We start from the raw sequence: 16,743 nt of genomic DNA, 5'->3' as shown, positions 1-16,743 counted from the left end.
AAAAATATCTTTAATTAATATCTTAGTTAATATATCATATATTTTAAGTATTATTTAGATATATTAATAAAAAATGTATGTAATTTCAAAAATAAAGTAATATTATTCAAATAATATTGAAAATACAGAAATTTTCTAGATACATTGAAAAATATTACAAATAAATTAATCATTCTATAAAAATAAAATATAGGAAGGGATAACAATGGCCGAACCTATAATTATGGCATTCATTTGCTATCAATGAGGTTATGGTGCTGCTGACTTAGCAGGTACTAGTAGAATGCAATACCCAGCAAGCGTTAGACCTATAAGAGTCCCTTGTACAGGTAAATTTGATATTACCTACGCATTAAGGGCATTCCAAAAAGGTGCTGATGCAGTATTTGTTGCAGGTTGAAAACCTAATGAGTGTGCATTCGAAACAGGTAACTTCAGAGCGGAAGAAAGGGTTAAAATGACCAAGCAAATTCTCGATGAAATGGGAATAGGTGGAGATAGAATCGAAATGTTCTTCATGAGTGGAGCAGACGCAGGAAAATTCACCGAAGCTGTTAATGAAATGACTGACAGAGCTAAAAAGTTAGGTCCAAACCCATTAAAAAAGTAAAGAAGTAAGAAAAAAGAGGATGAGTTTTACAGGAAACCTCTGGACTTGTAAAACGACTGCCCCGAGTTGGGGAATATACCTTTAATAATATAAGGTGATTACATGGCAGATAAAGTTAGGCTCGGATTAATACAACTATGTGGATGTTCAGGATGCCATATATCACTACTTGATTTACACGAACAATTATTAGATGTTCTTCCGAATTTGGAAATCGTTTACGCTCCAATCATTGCTGATGTAAAAGAAATACCCGAATGTGATGTATTTCTTATCGAAGGTGGTGCAAGGAATGAACACGATGAACATTTGATTCATGAAATCAGAGAAAAATCAAAAGTAGTGATTGCTTGGGGAACCTGTGCAGTATATGGTGGAATTCCAGGACTTGGAAATTTATACAGTGCAGAACAGTTGAAAAAAACTGTTTATGGAACTGAAACTACAGATAACGTTGGAGAATTACCTTCTGATGAAATGGTACCTCCGTTAACTAATTCAGTTATGCCTGTTCCAAGTATTGTAGATGTTGAATACGTAATTCCAGGATGTCCTCCAAGACCGGAAATTAATGCTGGTGCAATTGTAGCATTACTAGAAGGTAGAGACCCAGAATTACCTAAAAAGATTGTTTGTGACGAATGTCCAAGAACAAAAGAAAATGTTATACCAGAAACATTTAAAAGAACTTTTGAAGGAACACCAGATCCTGAAAAATGTTTATTTGAACAAGGTTACACTTGCGTAGGAATGGGTACAAGAGCAGGATGCGGTGCACTCTGCCCTAGTGCTGGAGTTCCATGTAGGGGATGCTATGGTAAAACTGACGAAGTACTTGACCAGGGTTCATCTTTGGCAAATACATATGCTGCTGCAGGAGATGAAGCTTTAAAAATTTCCGACAAATCAGCATTATTCAACAGATTTACATTGCCAGCAGCTTTGATTTCAAAAAAACAGGAATAAGTAATTAAATCAAATTTTGATTTAATTATATTATTCTATTATTGGAATTACTAATTACATATTTATTCAAATATTAATTTGCTTAATTTGTAAAATAGAATTTCATGTGACTATTAATAAGGATTTAGAATTATTTAGACTAATTTAGACTTAAAATAAGGACGGTGACTCTATGGGTAAAATTACAATAGCACCACTAACCCGTCTTGAAGGGCATGGTAAAGTTACCATCAAGTTGGATGATTCAGGTAAACCAGCTGATGTAAAATTACATATTACCGCTCTCAGGGGTTTTGAACAATTTGTAATTGGAAGACCTGCTGAAGAGGTACCAAGAATAGTCCCAAGAATATGTGGTATTTGTCAAACAGCTCACCACTTAGCTAGTGTTAAAGCTGTTGATGCTGCATGGGGCGCACAAATTCCAAGCGCTGCAGAGAAACAGAGAGAATTAATGCATTTGGGAAATATGATTCACAGTCACGCATTACACTTCTACTACCTTGCAGCCCCAGATTTTGTTCTTGGACCAGACGCAGACCCTGCAATTAGAAATATTGTTGGAGTAATTGATGCGGCTCCAGAAGTAGCTAAAAAAGCTATCGCAATGAGAAGAGTAGGTCAATCAATGGTTGAGGCTACTGGTGGTAAACCTATACACCCAGTAACTGGTATTCCAGGCGGTTTATCAAAATCAATGAGTGAAGAAAAAAGAGACGAACTTTTGGCTGAAATCGATACAATGATTCAATATGGTCAAGATGGACTCGATTTAATGAAATCACTTAATGAAAAATACTTAGATACAATAAACTCATTGGGTGTAATTGATACCTGGTATTTGGGTTTAGTTAAAGATGGTAAACATAACTTCTACGGAGACACTTTAAGATTTGTTTCACCAGATGGTTCCGAAAAAATGGAATTCAAACCGGCTGAATACTTAGACTATCTTGGAGAACATGTTGTAGAACACAGTTATGTAAAATACCCTTACAACAAAAAAGTTGGTTACCCTGAAGGATTATATAGAGTTGGTCCTTTGGCTATGATAAATGTTTGTGATTCGATGTCTACACCTCTTGCAGAAGAGGCTAGAAAAGAATTTGCTGAAACATTTGGAAGACCAGCAAATCAATCAATAGCATACAACCAAGCAAGATTAATCGAATTACTTTCAGCTTGCGAAAGAGCAAAAGAACTTCTCGAAGACCCAGAGATTGTTTCAACAGATGTTAAGGCAGAAGTTGAACCAAAAGCTGGAAATGGCGTTGGTGTTGTATACGCTCCAAGAGGTACTTTATTCCACAACTACGAAACCGATGATAATGGTATCGTAACTAAAGCGAATATGATTGTTGCTACCACGCACAATGTACCTACAATGGAAAAAGCTATCCAACAAGCCGCAGAAGTGCTTTTCAAAGACAATTAAGCCTCTGGTGGTAATATGGTGGATGAAACAAAATTAAATTTAATAGAAATTGTATTAAGAGCATACGACCCTTGATACTCATGTGCTGCTCACATGATTGTGGAAGATGCTGAAGGAAACGTTGTATTTGAAATTGTAAACGATGAATAATTCTTTAACCGAACCCATTGGGAGGTAAAGAAATATTTCACAATTTTTTAATTTTTTAAATAATTACACTAATTGTCAAAATTGAGATTATTAAAATATTAAATATCTATTAAAGATGTTAAATATAAAGTTTTAAATTTAAAAAATTATATTTAATTAATATTCTGATAATTATACTAACTTAGAGATAATTTTTTGAGTATTAAAACTAATTATCAGATTTGATATCAAAATAGTAAATAGTAAATTTAGTAACTAACTATCTAAATTTAAAAATATTTATAGGAAATAAACTATATATCTAAATTGTAATTGTCTATTATAATTATCAATTATGATTAAAATAATCAACTTTATGGTTATTTTAATATTCACTTAAAAACCTTCATCAGAAGGCCCCATATTATCAAAAATTTAAAAGGGGTATCAAATGGCTGGAATTAAAATTCAAGAAGATGCATGTCTTGTTTGTAATGCTTGTTCAAAAGCATGTCCAACCGAGGCAATAGAAATTGCCCCCTTTAAGACCTGTACCTTGTGCTTTTCGTGTGCAAGTGCATGTCCAACAGGGGCATTAGTAGAAAACAATGGTAAGTTAATCTACAACAGTAGTAAGTGTATAAAATGTGGAAACTGTGCAACTGCTTGTCCTACAGGCATTAAAAAAGTTGATGATAGATTCCCATACTCAAAAGGACACTGCGTACTTTGTGAAAAATGTGTTGATGCTTGTCCAATCGATATAATTTCAATCCCTGGAAAAATTGACAAACCTGAAAGAGAAGTTACAATACCTCAAGAACCTATCAAAGTGACAGAAGCTTGCGTAGGTTGTTCAGAGTGTGTACCAGTTTGTCCGGTGGATGCTATTTCAATCGAAGACGAACTAGCAGTTATTGACACAGAAAAATGTATATACTGTAGTGTATGTGCACAAACTTGTCCATGGAACGCCATATATGTGGCAGGTAAAAAACCTTCAAAAAGACAAAAAGAAATTAAATCATTCACAGTTACCGAAGAATGTATCGGTTGTGAAAAATGTGTTGAAGTATGTCCTGGTGACATGATTACATACAATGCAGAAGATTTAATTGTAAAATTGCCAGAAGCTTGTCCTGCATGTCACTTGTGTGAGCAAAACTGTCCTGTGGATGCTATTTCCTTAGAAGTAGAATATGGAAGTGCTAAACCAGTTACAGAAGAAGGATTAGTATGGTATGAAGATAAGTGCAACTATTGTGGACCTTGTGCTATAAAATGTCCTACAAATGCAATTAACATGATTAACCAGAAAGGACTTGCATTACCTTCAAGAACTAAAACAGATAAAGACCCAGAATTTAGAATGTGTATCAGATGTGGTGCTTGTGTTATGAAGTGTCCAACTGGTGCTTTAAAAATGGGTAAAATTACTCATGAAGGTAAAGAATATAATAGAATTGAATTTAGCCCTGCTTTATGTAATGAATGTGGCGAATGTGTAGATGTATGTCCACAAGACACATTGAAACTTACAGGCGATGAGAAAAAACCACTCGAAGGCTACTGTATACTTTGTTTAAAGTGTATAGAAGCTTGTGCTAAAACAAAAAGAAACGCTTTAGGCTTACAATAAGACTATAATTTGTAAATTCTAAACTATTAAATAAGATAATACTATATCAACTAATAATAATTTAACAATTTATTAAATATTTAAAGTAACGGTTAAATATTTAAAAACATTTTAAATATGTATTTCTGACCTTATACATATTTAAAATAAATATTTCTTCATCTATCAACTAAATAAATTCAAATTATAAAATAAAAATACGATATAATTACCGTATATATCTGGTATCCCACTAAGGGGTGATAAAATGGTAAAAGTGGTTAAAAACGTAGTATGTCCATTTTGTGGAACGCTATGTGATGATATTGAAGTTCTTGTGGAAGACGGGCATATTGTAGGTACAAGAAATGCTTGTAGAATCGGAAATGCTAAATTTATGCATTATGAAGGTTCTGTAAGATACGATAGTCCTTTAATGAGAGAAAATAAAAAGGACGAATTCAAAAAAGTAGACTATGAAACGGCTATCGAAGAAACCGCAAGGCTTCTTGTAGAATCAAAACTTCCATTAATCTATGGATGGAGTTCTGCAGAATGTCACGCTCAACAATTGGGTGTATTATTAGGCGAAAAAGTTAATGGTGTGTTAGATAACACCGCGAGTGTATGTCACGGACCATCATTATTGGCAGTACAAGACGTAGGCTATCCTGTAGCCACATTAGGGGAAACTAAAAACAGAGCTGATACAGTTCTATTCTGGGGTAGCAATCCAATGCACGCTCACCCTAGACACATGAGTAGATACTCAGTATTTGCAAGAGGGTTCTTCCGTGAGAGGGGAAGAAAAGACAGACAAATGATTGTTGTCGACCCAAGAAAAACAGATACTGCAAAATTAGCAGATGTTCACCTTCAAGTTGAACCTCATAAAGATTATGAATTAGTAAGCGCTATGAGGGCAGCTTTAAAAGGCTTCAAAATTGAATCTGATTACGTAGCAGGAATTCCTACAGAAACAGTTTACGAAGCTGTGGACCTTTGTAAAAATGCTCAATTTGGTACACTATTCTTCTCAATGGGTGTAACCATGAGTAGAGGAAAGCACAGAATTATCGATAACGCAATTCAGTTAATCGTTGATTTAAATGCTCACACCAAATTTAGCTTAATGCCTATGAGAGGACACTATAACGTGAACGGATTTAACCAGGTTAGCACTTGGATAACCGGTTATCCTTATGGTGTGGATTTCTCGAGAGGATATCCAAGATATAACCCTGGAGAAACCGCTTCAAATGACTTATTACAGAGAGGAGAAACCGACATGATGTTAAACATTGCGTCAGACCCTGGTGCACACTTCCCTCAGAAAGCTTTGGAGCATATGGTTAAAATCCCATTGGTATGTATCGACCCTCACCAAACACCTACAACAGAATTAGCTAACATCGTTATGCCTACTGCATTAACCGGTGTTGAAGTTTCAGGTACCGCATATAGAATGGATGGCGTACCAATTGAACTTAGAAAAGTTGTAGATGTTCCGGAAGGCTTACTTTCAGATGCTGAAATTATCAGTGGGTTATTGAAAGAAGTTAAGAAAATGGAATAAATTATAAGTAATTGTAATAGAATAAATTGAATAAAGTGAATAATAGATATTAAATCGGTAAGTTGTAAAATTCCCCTTTTATACTTACAAAAATACGTCTTGAAAAATTAAGTAATTATTTGTTAAAGGGGAACCTTTTGGACCCTCTAACATAACCAAATCTTTTTTTTAATATTATTTATTAATTTAAACTAATCAAAAGTGTTATTTTAAGATATAATGCTAATTTATATAATTTAAAAGTTATAAACTAGTATATTGTTATTATTATATTTTATTCGATATTAATGTTATTCATTTATATCAGAATTATAAATTATTATACTAATTTATAGGTGGTTATTTTGGAAATAATTCCTGTTTTAGATGTTTTAGAGGAAAATGCGGTTCATGGCAAAAGTGGAAATAGAGAATCATATTTTCCCGTGAAATCGGTTATTTGTAATTCTAGCAATCCAGTGGACTTATCAAATGCTTATATATCGTATGGCGTAGAAAAAGTTTATATAGCCGATTTAAACGCAATTATTGCTAAAAATAAAAATGAAATGACTGGAAAATTTTTAAATATAGATTCTGAAAAGAATTTGGAAATTATTAGAAAAATTGAATGTGATAAGATTATTGACTTTGGAATATCTACACTACTTGATTATGAATACTATAAGTCTTTTGACTTTAAAAATGCTAAATTAATCATCGGTACTGAAACACTTGTTGATTTGGAACTTATAAATAAAAAAGACGTAATATTAAGTTTAGATTTTAAAAATGGGGAATTATTAAGCAAAGGATATAATTTTGAGGAATTGATTGAAAAATTAAACCAAAATCCTGATATTCCCGTTATAGTATTGGATATTTCTTCAGTAGGTACTCTAAAAGGTTTAAACTACCCATTAATTGAAAAAGTAGTAAAAAGTATTAAAAACAAGGTTTACGTGGGCGGAGGGGTTAAAAATATCTCAGATATAGACAAATGTAAATTTTTAGAGGTTTCAGGTGTTTTAATAGGCACTTCATTACATAATGGAACTTTAAACTTAAAAAACCTAATTGAAAAATATTAAAATATCGAATTTCTAAAATTATATGCTATAAATTATAAATAATATAATAAAGATTGTATTATATATCCTAAAATTGTATTTACAATTTATTCTTCAATTTAGCAGATTAAATTTTATTAATTTTATTAATTTTACTAAATTATATTAAAAAAGTGATAATATGTTAACAAGGTATCAAGTCCTAAAAATACTAATGGAATATGTAACAGACGAATACATAATATCCAACATAGGAATACCAAGTAAAGAATTACACGATATTAATGATAGAAGCGAAAACTTCTATATGCTTGGTTCTATGGGTCTGGCTTCTTCAATTGGACTTGGATTGGCGTTAGGAAAAGCATATGAAAACGATAAAAAAACAATAGTTATCGACGGAGATGGCTCCGTTTTGATGAATATGGGCTCTTTATCCACAATTGGGTATACAAAACCTAAAAATATGCTTTTAATCATTATCGATAATTGCGCATATGGCTCTACAGGTAATCAATCAACGCAATGTATAAGCACAGATTTGGAAATGGTGGCCAAAGGTTGCAAAATTGATGCTAAAACACTTGTAAAAGAAAAAGAAATAAGAAAAACATTTTCTGAGCTAATGAATGAAAAAGAAACAAAAACATTAGTTATAAAAACCCGTCCACATAATGAAAAAGTTAAAAATATTGAATTAGAGCCTGTAGTTATTAAAGAAAGATTTATGGACGCTGTTACAAGTAAATAATATTTTATTTTTTAACTTATTTTAATTTATTTTAATTATTTTTTGAAATAATTTTTAAACAATTTTAAATTTTCAATACTATAATCTTGATTAATTGGATATCCAATAACGGAAAAATCTTTATTTTTATTGTTATATTCGTCTATCAAATCTTTATTTTTAGAGTTACTATTTGCATTTGAAGTATTATCTATGTTTAAAAGGTAATTTTCCCAGTCCCCAACATAATTTTCCCGTCTTTTTAAGTAATTATCCATAGAGTCTACCAATTCATTGGCGATATTTTCCATAAAAGGAATATAAACAGCAGTTCTTTTATCATACAATGTTTTATATTCATTATTTGACTTTTTACATCCATAAACATAGTATTTTATATAATTATTTACTATTTTTTCAATATTAGTATCATTGCTTACCAATAAATTCTCAATTCCTTCGGTACCTATCCAAATCTTATTATTATCCATCATCTTTGTAGCTTCGTTCAATAATGATAATACGGAAGATTTTGAATTATCTTTTTCAGATTTAGCCATATACTTTTTATTTCCATAAACAAAACAAATATGAAAATTATAACTACTGTAAAGATTTAATAAATCCTTTGCATTTTCTCGCCTACACTGTATGGTAAGTTGAGAGTTTTTATTTAACTGCTCCAGTACGTTTTTATCGGTTAATTGTATTTCTTCGGCATCAATGACATGTATATCAAAATTTTTAGTAATTAACTTATTCAAATTAATTAATTTATCCGTATCATAATCAAATTTGCTTAATTTTGTTGCAATTCCTATCAAAGTACCCCTCGTTAAAATTAAAAATAAAATTATAAGATTATAGTGTTATAAGATTATAATATTATAAGATTATAAAATAATAAAAATAATAATTATAAAAAGTAATAAATATTAAAAATTAAAAAATTAAAAGTTATTCTTCATTTAATTCTACGTTAATAGCTTGGTCAGGACATTGTAAAACGCATAAGTTACAATGGGTGCATTCATTTGGATTTACAGGTTTTGGAGGGTAAATACCTTTTTTATTTAATTGCTTTGATTTTTCATACACATCTTTAGGACATACTTGGATACAAATATCGCAACCTTTACAGTATTCTTCGTTTATTGTAATCTTCATAATTTCACCATATGCAGTATTAATTAATGATATCTAAATACTATTTTTTATAATCCTTTGTTAAAATTTTTTCTTTTTGGATGATTTCCACATTTTAGGATATATATTTTTATCCATAATTACTCTTTCTATGTCTATGACCATTTCTTCATCAGATTTTAAAATTTTTTTAGTATTTGCAAGAGTTTTACCAATAGCTACAGCTTCACCTTTTAATGTTTCAAGTAAAACCAGTTCTTCTGGACCGATACCTTTTTCGATTTTGGTTATACCGTTTGCATATAAATCCGCACCGTGGCATATTGCATTTACCGCGCTATCTTTAATTACAACTTTCGGCATGTGTTGTAAACCATATTCGACAGGTTTTATAATTTCACGGATATATTGTTCATCTCCAGTTCCTTTCCAATAGATATATTCATCTACAAGGTCTTGCAAATAAATTGCTTCTTCTTCAAAGAATGGACCACTTTTAACTCTTCTCAATTCCTGCATGTGTGCTGAAACACCTAAGGCCTCACCAAAATCATCAACTAACTTTCTTAAGTAAGTTCCTGATTGACATCTTACCCAGAACAGCACTGAATTTATTTCTTCATTTATTTCTATAAGTTTTAACTCATAAATTTTTCTTACTCTTAACTTTCTTGCCACAGAAGCTTTTAAAGGGGGTCTTTGATACATCTTTCCGATGAAATTATCAAAAAGCTCCAATATTTCTTTTTCGCCAATTTTTGATTCTTTCATATCCCTATGTAATCTCATAATACATACGTATTCTTTAGGGGGTATGTGCCAGTAAGGTACGCACTTTGTTGAATTACCAAGTGCGATGGGCAATGCTCCAGTTACTTTTGGGTCAAGTGTACCCCCGTGCCCAGCTTTTGAAACTCTTAATATATCCCTTACCCATGCAGAAACTTCGTGGGATGTCGGACCAGATGGTTTATTGATTATCACAATTCCTGTTTCTAGCAAAGATTTTATATCACGATTATACGGATTAGTTCCAAACTCGTAATTTGTTTTTGACTCTTCTTTAATTAACATTTCTCTTTCCATGCTCATAATTCACCAAATAAAAAATAAATGATATTGAATTAACTTAATTGACTAATATAAATATATGATATATGTACATAGTCATTTAAAGTATATAAATTTATAAAATTGTAATATTTAAAACTTGTAAATTGTAATATCTATAAAAGAATACTTTTTTCAGTAAAGTTATTATCAAAAGGTTTATATAATTTTATAACATAGTTCATTATGTTCAGAAATAATTGAACTATGGTGTTACTATGCATTCCGATAATGAGAAAGAAGAAGTTAAAAAAACAATTATGGAATTATTTAATGAAATCGCTAGGCTTACGAATTTACCAAAATCGATGGGAGAAGTTTATTCTGCCATTTACTTATCTGAAAAGCCGTTATGTATGGATGACATAATAAAAACCCTTAAGATAAGCAAAGGTACTGCAAGCACTATGATAAGGCGACTTGAAGAAATAAAAGCAATAAAAAAAGTTTGGGTAGAAGGGGACCGTAAAAATTACTATAAGATTAGCGGAGTTATTCCCCTTATGGATTTGGTTTTTAAAAGACATGAAGCTGTGTCTAATGCATATTATAAATTAAATTCCTTGATGGATAATGATATTAACCTAGAAACTAAGGAATTCACGGAAAAAAAACTTTATGGAGTAATTATTCTTAAAGAAATTTCCGAAAAGGTTATGGAAACTCTCAGAGAGTATGAAAATATTGATTATGAAGAATTACACAAAAAATTAATCGACAACTCTAAAAAAAATAAAGAAGAATTGTCGAAATAGTACTAAATATAAGAATAAAATAAAATGGCAATATAAAATAATAAAATGGATAAATTTATCCTAATTATAAATTATACCAATAATATTAACTATTATCAATTATCAAGTTTGTGATACGATGATTGAAGAAATACTTAAAAAAATAGCAAGATTTTCCGAAAAAAGACCCGTATTGGTGGTAATCACTATATTAATTATGACTATCGTTATGGGCTCTATTGCATCCAATATTCGAATGGAAACCGCGTTTGAAAAGATGCTACCACAAGATGACGAAGCAATCAAAACACTCTATGAAGTTAGAGACAATTTTGGTGGAACAGATATAGTGACTACAGCTATTAAAATAGTTCCTTCGGAAAGTTCTGAAAAAGTTACAGATATTCGAGACCCCCGAGTCTTAGAGCTTATAGATTTTTTAGAGCGAGATATAAGCAGTGTAGAGTATGTTACATCGGTATCTTCACCGACCGACGTATTTAAGGAAAAAAATAATGGCGTAATACCTAATGATATTGACACAGTTAATCATATTTATAATCAAATCCCTAAAGAATCTCAGGGTAAAATATTCAATAATGACTATACGATGGCTACGTTATATATTACGTCAGATTCAGGTTCTGATTCAATTAAAAATACACAGTTAATTACTGAAATAGAAAATAGAGTTAAGGAAGCTCCAATACCACCAGGAACTAAAGTAATATTAACAGGAACTCCTTCATTGAGAGTTTTAGTTTCAAGACTCATGAATGAAAGTCAATATATAACAACCGTTGTTGGTTTATTGGGTGTATTTATAGTACTTTTATTCTACTTTAGAAATTTTTTATCCTCGATGATGCCATTGGCACCCGTAATCTTAGCAGTTATCTGGACTGGAGGGTCTATGACGTTATTAGACATTCCATTGGACTTTGCTACAACAGCTATTGCTTCATTGCTTTTAGGTTTGGGTATCGATTATGGAATTCACCTTATGCATCGTTACCATGAGGAGAGAAAAAAAGGAGAATCAATTGAAGAAGCGCTTGAAACAGCTGTTATAAATACAGGTACGGCAGTTTTGGCAACCACTGCCACTACGACAGTCGGTTTTGGTGCTTTAATACTTGCTCCATTACCTACTATGCAAAACTTGGGTAAAAGTTGTTCTTTGGGTATAATATACTGTATGTTAGCAGTTATAATCCTATTACCTTCATTAATTGTATTAAATGATAAATATATAGAACCATTTAATAAAAAGCTTATATCAAAAATTAAGTTCTTAAAACGTGAATAATTAATTATTACATATTAATTCTTATTTATTATTAATATATAATCTCAATTGTGGATAAAAATACTAATAACTTTAAAAAATGATTAAAATTGCATAAAATCAATGAAATTGAGCAATTAAAAATTAAATAGGTGAAATCATGAACAGAATTCTAAAAATGGTTTCAATTATTGGATTAATACTATTAATCATAAATTCTTGCTCTGCTTTAGCAATAGAAGAGCCAGAAACCACGCCTAAAGTAATTCACCCCGGTGATGATGTAGATATATGGTTTAAATTGAACAATAACGAATTATTAGGAGATAATGAAAGGGTAGAAGATGTATATACAGAAATAAAGCCTTCATACCCTTTTGAATTAATACAGGTTAACCCTTCAAAAGGTAAAGTAACATATAATTACTTGGAAGACGGTGTTTCTAAAGATATGCATTTTAAATTTCATGTCGATGATGATGCAAGGTCCAACGAGTATAAAATAGATGTAAATGTAAAATATTATGTAGTGAGATATGAAGATGGCAACGAAGAATATAGGTACTCAAGAAGCGTTTCAAGAAGTTTTTATGTAACAGTCTACGGAGATGCTAATTTTGAATTAAGCTCTGAAGGAGATGTACTTACACCATCTAAAACCGAAAAAATACCCATAATTATAGAAAATAAGGGTACTGGTTCAGCAAAGCAAGTTACTTTTTCAGTAGGCAATACAGAATCTGTAAATCCCGTGGAAACAACCAAATTTTACATAGGCGGCATGGCGGCATCGGAAAGCACTAAAACATATATTTCACTACATACCAATGAAAAAGCTACGGAAGGTTCCTATTCAGTACCTATAACCATAAACTGGATAGACCAGGAAGGTTTGGAAAAACAAGATACAATAAACTTAGGTTTGATTGTAAAAGGAGATTTAATGATTGGAATATCCAACATAATCACAGAACCTAAAGAAATAAAACCTAAAGACACCTACGTTCGAATAGATGTCAGTGTTTCAAATAATGGGCATGGTGAAGCAAAAGACATTAACTTAAAATTAATAACCAATTACCCATTTAGAGACAGTTGGAGTAGTTCTAACATAAAAAACATTGGCACATTAACTTCGGGGACTTCCAAATCTGTTACATTCTATATTGATGTAGATAAAGAAGCGCAGGCTAGACACTATGAAATACCAATCAATGTGTCGTACTTGGACATCTTTAACAAAAAACATTATGAATTAGAATATATAGACATCTATGTAAAACCTAAACCAATATTGGAACTAGAATCTAATGAAATAACTATTGAAAATAAAAAAGGAAATCAGGTATTGTTAAAAATAAAAAACGTAGGTAATGAAAAAGCAGAAAATGTAAAAATTACCGCAGTTAAAAACACGGCTCAACCTTTTGATTATCCAACAAAAACTGATTCAATAGGTACTTTGAATATTAATGATTCAGGAGAAGGTTTATTGATAATAGATGTTGATAACGGAGTTGAAAAACAATACATTATAAATTTAGAAGTTAGAGCAGTAGGGGATTCAGATATTGGCGATAAACAAGTTTACATTTCAAATATACCTCTGAAAATTAATGTAATTAACGGACATTCAGAACTTAAATTTATTGGTACAATAGCAGTAATTATAATAGTTTTAGGTTCAGGGTATTATTTACTGGAAAAAAGAAAAAAGAAAAAAGATGATGAATAATAAAAATAAATAATAAAAATAAAATAAATAATAAATTAATATATCTTTATTTTTTAAATATTTTAGAATATTGAACCAATTATATAACTTAAAAGTACTAAATTCATAGTTAATTTAATATTTTTTGAAATTTTTTTAGCATTTACATCTTTTTTACCAAATTTAGACTTTATTATTGGATATATTGCCGCTAAAAACAATAAATCGCAAACTAATATTCCAATTAAATAATATATGCCAAATATTCCAATTAAATAAGGTATAGGACTTACCAAAATTGCTAAAATTAATAATAATGTAGCCAATTTTAAAGATAACGACTTATTCTTGATAGGTAGTGACATTACGCCTTCTAATTCGTCTCCTTTAATATCCTCATAGTCCTTAATTATCTCCCTAGACCAAATTGCTAACATGGCACTTACAAACAAAATAATTATATCGTAAATATTGTTTACTGCAATTCCACCAAATAAAAATACAGAGCCTGTAAGATAGCCTACCAATATATTTCCAATTATTTTGTTCTTTTTATACTTTTTTGCGTACATATACAGTATAAATGCGTTAAATATTGCTAAAATAGTGCAGTAAATATTAAAAAAGGACAGTATTAGCCCCAATATAACAATACTCATGGAAAATATTTTAGCAGATTTTAAACTAACTCTACCAGATGGGATAGGGCGTTCTGGTTTGTTTATTTTATCAATTTCTAAGTCGTAAATATCATTAATAGCGTTTCCATAGCCACAAATTAAAAATACAATCAAAAATATTATGATTAATTCGGTTGAATAGGTAAATTGAAAGTTTGAAGCTATTAAAGCGCTTATTAAAGCACCAACCGATGCAGATATGCAGTTTTTAGTCCTTAATAGCTCAAAATATGCCAAAATATTCATAAAAACACCATGATATATATTGTTAATTTAAAAATTTAATCCTTATTTTTTATATTTTTATATTTTTTTATAATGGTATTACTATGCCATACTATTTATAATATATATTTACTCAGTATAATAAAATAAGTTATAAAATAAGTTATAGAATAAACCTAAAATTAAATTAATTATAATATATCAAAATAATATCAGATTGATTTAAAGCGTGATACTGTGATAAAATTCGGAACTGCAGGAATCCCCATAGGTGCCACTACTACGGAAAATTCTTTTGAATACTTAAAAAAAGTAAATTTAGATGCTATGGAACTAGAATTTGTTAGAAGTGTGCATTTAAAAGTTGAAAAAGCCAAATACTTGAGTAAATTAACAGAAGGTATTTCATTGAGTGCTCACGCCCCATACTACATAAATTTAAACGCTAAAGAAGAAGAAAAAGTAAATTCAAGTATTGCGAGAATTTTAAAAAGTTGTGAGGTAATGGACGTATTTGCAAAAAATGTCATTCCACAAAATAAAAAGATAGATTCCAAAATTGGAATAGTATACCATCCAGGATTTTATCTAAAGCAAGACAAAAACGAAGTTTATCAAAAAATTAAAGAAAATACACAACGAATAATTGAATTAAAAAATAAAATGGATTATGGTGTAATATTAAGACCTGAAACTACTGGTAAAGTTACACAATTCGGTACAGTTGAAGAGCTAGTTAAACTATCAAATGAATTGGGTACCGAAAATATACTACCATGTATTGACTTTTCACACGTTTATGCCCGTAGTTTAGGGGAAGTAAATAATTACGATGAATTTTATAAAATTCTTGAGTATTTGGATGCAAATATTGGAAAAAAATGTATAAAAAATATGCATATGCACGTTTCAGGTATTGAGTTTGGAAATTCCGGAGAGAAAAAACACTACCCCCTAGATAATTCATGCTCAAAGTTTAATTATAAAGACTTATTAAAGGTTTTGAAGGATTTTGAAGTCTCTGGAACTATAATTTGTGAAAGTCCTTGTTTAGAACATGATGCTTTGATTTTAAAAAATTATTATGAAAATTTATAAAAGTTATAAAAGTTATAAATTTTGTAAAATTACAATCATATAAAAAATTGTAATAATATATTATTTAAAAAAGTAACTTAATTTTTAAATTATTCTTCCTTAATAGGCTTTATTAATACTCTTTTTAAGGAATTTCCAAGAGGGCACTTTACCTTAGTGTTTAAAACACTTAATATCTTATATTTTCCACTTTCAATTTGAGGTTTGCAATACAAGTAATTTTCACACAATACGTTATCGCAAGATACATCCTTATGGGAAATCGTTAAACCTTCCAATGCTTTTTTTGATTCTATATTGATGTTTAATTCAGAAGGTATTACTTCAACCACCTTAACACCTTCTGAATGAATACTACAAGGATGCGTTGTGGCCCTAATTTCCGTTATTTTATATTTAACCCCTTTTTCCAAATTTCCATGGCACATCTTTTTAAACTTGCATTCGTCACACTCTGCCACGGGGCCCATATATACAAATTCGTTGTCTTTTACTGCTAATTTGTTTCCTATTAATGTTATTTTGGTCATATTGTCACCGATAATAATAAATTTATTTATATTTTATTTTTTATAATATATATTATAATTATCTAATATTTTATAATATTAAATATTATATTACTATTGTTTAAG

General features: G+C 30.2%; 17 protein-coding genes. 12 read left to right on the top strand and 5 right to left on the bottom strand.

Going from position 1 to position 16,743, the window contains the following annotated elements; translation table 11 throughout:
- The first annotated feature begins 205 nt into the window (after nucleotides 1-205).
- The 8 genes from vhuD to comE all read left to right on the top strand — a co-directional run bounded on the left by vhuD (nucleotide 206) and on the right by comE (nucleotide 8,134).
- A complete protein-coding gene (gene vhuD / locus M2325_RS00555; RefSeq protein WP_209590090.1) occupies nucleotides 206-610 on the top strand; it encodes a F420-non-reducing hydrogenase iron-sulfur subunit VhuD in 405 nt (134 codons plus the stop codon).
- A 102-nt stretch (nucleotides 611-712) separates the two neighbouring features.
- Nucleotides 713-1,576: a F420-non-reducing hydrogenase subunit VhuG gene (gene vhuG / locus M2325_RS00550; protein WP_209590089.1), complete on the top strand. Its 864-nt coding sequence runs from the start codon at nucleotides 713-715 to the stop codon at nucleotides 1,574-1,576.
- Between the two features lie 172 nt (nucleotides 1,577-1,748).
- Nucleotides 1,749-3,011: a F420-non-reducing hydrogenase Vhu subunit A gene (gene vhuA, locus M2325_RS00545; RefSeq protein WP_209590088.1), complete on the top strand. Its 1,263-nt coding sequence runs from the start codon at nucleotides 1,749-1,751 to the stop codon at nucleotides 3,009-3,011.
- Between the two features lie 15 nt (nucleotides 3,012-3,026).
- Complete coding sequence (gene vhuU, locus M2325_RS00540; protein WP_245314065.1) at nucleotides 3,027-3,161, top strand: F420-non-reducing hydrogenase selenoprotein subunit VhuU; 135 nt, start codon at nucleotides 3,027-3,029, stop codon at nucleotides 3,159-3,161.
- A 430-nt stretch (nucleotides 3,162-3,591) separates the two neighbouring features.
- The gene (gene vhuB / locus M2325_RS00535) at nucleotides 3,592-4,779 is read left to right on the top strand and encodes a F420-non-reducing hydrogenase associated-polyferredoxin VhuB (protein WP_209631656.1); all 1,188 of its coding nucleotides are present in this window, start codon (nucleotides 3,592-3,594) and stop codon (nucleotides 4,777-4,779) included.
- Nucleotides 4,780-5,026: 247 nt separating this feature from the next.
- Nucleotides 5,027-6,334, top strand: a complete 1,308-nt coding sequence (locus M2325_RS00530) for a formylmethanofuran dehydrogenase subunit B (protein WP_259050533.1) — start codon at nucleotides 5,027-5,029, stop codon at nucleotides 6,332-6,334.
- A 335-nt stretch (nucleotides 6,335-6,669) separates the two neighbouring features.
- The gene (locus M2325_RS00525; protein ID WP_310572585.1) at nucleotides 6,670-7,404 is read left to right on the top strand and encodes a HisA/HisF-related TIM barrel protein; all 735 of its coding nucleotides are present in this window, start codon (nucleotides 6,670-6,672) and stop codon (nucleotides 7,402-7,404) included.
- Nucleotides 7,405-7,564: 160 nt separating this feature from the next.
- Nucleotides 7,565-8,134 carry a sulfopyruvate decarboxylase subunit beta gene (gene comE / locus M2325_RS00520; protein WP_209590084.1) on the top strand — a complete coding sequence of 190 codons (570 nt, stop codon included), beginning with the start codon at nucleotides 7,565-7,567 and terminating at the stop codon, nucleotides 8,132-8,134.
- 35 nt (nucleotides 8,135-8,169) lie between these two features.
- Here comE and M2325_RS00515 read toward each other — a convergent pair whose 3' ends face one another.
- From M2325_RS00515 to M2325_RS00505, 3 genes are all read right to left on the bottom strand, one after another.
- Nucleotides 8,170-8,937, bottom strand: a complete 768-nt coding sequence (locus M2325_RS00515; RefSeq protein ID WP_259050531.1) for a DUF7388 family protein — start codon at nucleotides 8,935-8,937, stop codon at nucleotides 8,170-8,172.
- 133 nt (nucleotides 8,938-9,070) lie between these two features.
- Nucleotides 9,071-9,280, bottom strand: a complete 210-nt coding sequence (locus M2325_RS00510; RefSeq protein WP_209590082.1) for a 4Fe-4S dicluster domain-containing protein — start codon at nucleotides 9,278-9,280, stop codon at nucleotides 9,071-9,073.
- A 60-nt stretch (nucleotides 9,281-9,340) separates the two neighbouring features.
- Nucleotides 9,341-10,351: an RNA-guided pseudouridylation complex pseudouridine synthase subunit Cbf5 gene (locus tag M2325_RS00505; protein ID WP_209590081.1), complete on the bottom strand. Its 1,011-nt coding sequence runs from the start codon at nucleotides 10,349-10,351 to the stop codon at nucleotides 9,341-9,343.
- 236 nt (nucleotides 10,352-10,587) lie between these two features.
- On the opposite strand from M2325_RS00505, the gene M2325_RS00500 reads away from it, so the two are divergent.
- The 3 genes from M2325_RS00500 (at nucleotide 10,588) to M2325_RS00490 (ending at nucleotide 14,126) form a co-directional block, all read left to right on the top strand.
- Nucleotides 10,588-11,124, top strand: a complete 537-nt coding sequence (locus tag M2325_RS00500; protein ID WP_209590080.1) for a GbsR/MarR family transcriptional regulator — start codon at nucleotides 10,588-10,590, stop codon at nucleotides 11,122-11,124.
- 118 nt (nucleotides 11,125-11,242) lie between these two features.
- Nucleotides 11,243-12,412, top strand: a complete 1,170-nt coding sequence (locus M2325_RS00495) for an efflux RND transporter permease subunit (RefSeq protein ID WP_209590079.1) — start codon at nucleotides 11,243-11,245, stop codon at nucleotides 12,410-12,412.
- A 139-nt stretch (nucleotides 12,413-12,551) separates the two neighbouring features.
- Nucleotides 12,552-14,126, top strand: a complete 1,575-nt coding sequence (locus tag M2325_RS00490) for a COG1361 S-layer family protein (protein WP_259050529.1) — start codon at nucleotides 12,552-12,554, stop codon at nucleotides 14,124-14,126.
- A 62-nt stretch (nucleotides 14,127-14,188) separates the two neighbouring features.
- On the opposite strand, the gene M2325_RS00485 is transcribed toward M2325_RS00490, so the two are convergent.
- On the bottom strand, nucleotides 14,189-15,031 hold the full coding sequence (locus tag M2325_RS00485; protein WP_259050527.1) for a UbiA family prenyltransferase: 843 nt from the start codon (nucleotides 15,029-15,031) through the stop codon (nucleotides 14,189-14,191).
- Nucleotides 15,032-15,247: 216 nt separating this feature from the next.
- Between M2325_RS00485 and M2325_RS00480 the strand changes: the two genes are divergently transcribed.
- Nucleotides 15,248-16,108, top strand: coding sequence for a TIM barrel protein (locus tag M2325_RS00480; RefSeq protein WP_209590076.1), 861 nt, complete (start codon nucleotides 15,248-15,250; stop codon nucleotides 16,106-16,108).
- Between the two features lie 89 nt (nucleotides 16,109-16,197).
- Here M2325_RS00480 and M2325_RS00475 read toward each other — a convergent pair whose 3' ends face one another.
- The gene (locus tag M2325_RS00475; protein ID WP_209590075.1) at nucleotides 16,198-16,638 is read right to left on the bottom strand and encodes a UPF0179 family protein; all 441 of its coding nucleotides are present in this window, start codon (nucleotides 16,636-16,638) and stop codon (nucleotides 16,198-16,200) included.
- Nucleotides 16,639-16,743 lie beyond the last annotated feature (105 nt).

It is taken from the genome of Methanococcus voltae PS, from assembly GCF_024807035.1.
Lineage (GTDB): Archaea > AGJL01 > Methanococci > Methanococcales > Methanococcaceae > Methanococcus > Methanococcus voltae.
The sequence above is the reverse complement of the archived record's forward strand: the minus strand, read 5'-3'. Positions and strand labels throughout refer to the sequence as shown.

Excerpts from the sequence above, each read along its gene's own strand:
- vhuG (WP_209590089.1), top strand. The coding sequence starts at position 713 with ATGGCAGATAAAGTTAGGCTCGGATTAATACAACTATGTGGATGTTCA.
- vhuA (WP_209590088.1), top strand. The coding sequence starts at position 1,749 with ATGGGTAAAATTACAATAGCACCACTAACCCGTCTTGAAGGGCATGGT.
- vhuB (WP_209631656.1), top strand. The coding sequence starts at position 3,592 with ATGGCTGGAATTAAAATTCAAGAAGATGCATGTCTTGTTTGTAATGCT.
- M2325_RS00530 (WP_259050533.1), top strand. The coding sequence starts at position 5,027 with ATGGTAAAAGTGGTTAAAAACGTAGTATGTCCATTTTGTGGAACGCTA.
- comE (WP_209590084.1), top strand. The coding sequence starts at position 7,565 with ATGTTAACAAGGTATCAAGTCCTAAAAATACTAATGGAATATGTAACA.
- M2325_RS00510 (WP_209590082.1), bottom strand. The coding sequence starts at position 9,280 with ATGAAGATTACAATAAACGAAGAATACTGTAAAGGTTGCGATATTTGT.
- M2325_RS00505 (WP_209590081.1), bottom strand. The coding sequence starts at position 10,351 with ATGAGCATGGAAAGAGAAATGTTAATTAAAGAAGAGTCAAAAACAAAT.
- M2325_RS00500 (WP_209590080.1), top strand. The coding sequence starts at position 10,588 with ATGCATTCCGATAATGAGAAAGAAGAAGTTAAAAAAACAATTATGGAA.
- M2325_RS00495 (WP_209590079.1), top strand. The coding sequence starts at position 11,243 with ATGATTGAAGAAATACTTAAAAAAATAGCAAGATTTTCCGAAAAAAGA.
- M2325_RS00490 (WP_259050529.1), top strand. The coding sequence starts at position 12,552 with ATGAACAGAATTCTAAAAATGGTTTCAATTATTGGATTAATACTATTA.
- M2325_RS00485 (WP_259050527.1), bottom strand. The coding sequence starts at position 15,031 with ATGAATATTTTGGCATATTTTGAGCTATTAAGGACTAAAAACTGCATA.
- M2325_RS00475 (WP_209590075.1), bottom strand. The coding sequence starts at position 16,638 with ATGACCAAAATAACATTAATAGGAAACAAATTAGCAGTAAAAGACAAC.